Origin of the sequence: Streptomyces sp. NPDC006265, assembly GCF_040613555.1 — a bacterium.
Lineage (GTDB): Bacteria > Actinomycetota > Actinomycetes > Streptomycetales > Streptomycetaceae > Streptomyces.
This window is the reverse complement of the sequence record NZ_JBEXSH010001533.1, coordinates 1-1,053: the sequence shown is the minus strand read 5'-3', so window position 1 is coordinate 1,053 and position 1,053 is coordinate 1. Positions and strand designations below refer to the sequence as shown.

The window sequence follows — 1,053 nt, the reverse complement described above, 5'->3', positions numbered from 1 at the left end:
GGGATCTCGCGAGCGGCGCGGAGGGCGAGTTCACCGGCGCCACCGTCTTCCGTGGGGACGAGGAGGAGCCCGGCGGGTTGCTGCACCTCGAGGCCCAGCCGGACGGGCCGGACTGGCTGAGGGAGTTGGCGTAGAAGACGCTGAGCTGGTTCGGGATCGAGTACTCGAACAGGGCGTCGCGCACGCCCTCCAGGGACTCCGAGAACATGAACAGCGCGATCACCAGCGGGGCCAGCACGGCGCCGATCATGATGGTGATGGCGCCGGCCGAGTGCCGGATGACCGAGCCGACGAGGAGCGAGAGCAGGCCCAGCAGCGCGATGTAGAGCGCGATGCCGACCGTGCCCTTCAGCCACTCACCGCCGGAGGGGTCCTCGGCGCCGTTGCCCTCCAGCATGGCCACATGCAGGAACGCGACGAGGGAACCGGCCACCAGCGTTACCACGAACGCGACCAGGAAGAACACGATGGACTTCGCCGCCAGCACGCGTCCGCGGCTCGGGCACGCGACCGTCGTGGTGCGGATCATGCCCGTGCCGTACTCCGAGGCCGTGGTCAGCACGCCGAGCGTGATGATGCACATGCTGCCGAGCAGCAGGCCGAAGAAGCCGAGGGACAGCGCGTTCTCGCCGGACAGGTCCGAGGAGGAGCTCGACACCACGATGCCGGTCAGCAGACCGATGCCGACGACGAGCAGGATGAACACGCCGAGCGTCCACATCGTGGACCGCACCGACCTGATCTTCGTCCACTCGGAGGCGATGGCGTTCCCGAGGTGCGTGCGCACGACGGGGATCGGCGAGGTGTAGCCGGGGCCGCCGGGGTGCGGGGCGGAACCGGGAGCCGCCTGCCAGGCGGGCGCGGCCTGCGGCATCTGGGGCTGGGGGCTGCTCATCGGGTGTCCTCGGGCTTGGTCAGGTCGGAGGTCGGGGCGGCAGCGGGGGCGGCGGGCGCCTGCGGTGCGGGCTGCGGCGAGCCCTGGGGCGCGGGGGCCCGCGGCGCCGGCTGTGTGGTGGCCTGAGTCGCGGGCTGGGCGCACGGGTTGGGCGTTCC

General features: G+C 71.7%; 1 protein-coding gene. It reads right to left on the bottom strand.

Going from position 1 to position 1,053, the window contains the following annotated elements; genetic code table 11:
* Positions 1-895: hypothetical protein (locus ABZ281_RS50410; RefSeq protein ID WP_356665664.1), on the bottom strand; the 895-nt coding region annotated here is incomplete at its 3' end.
* Between the last annotated feature and the right edge of the window lie 158 nt (positions 896-1,053).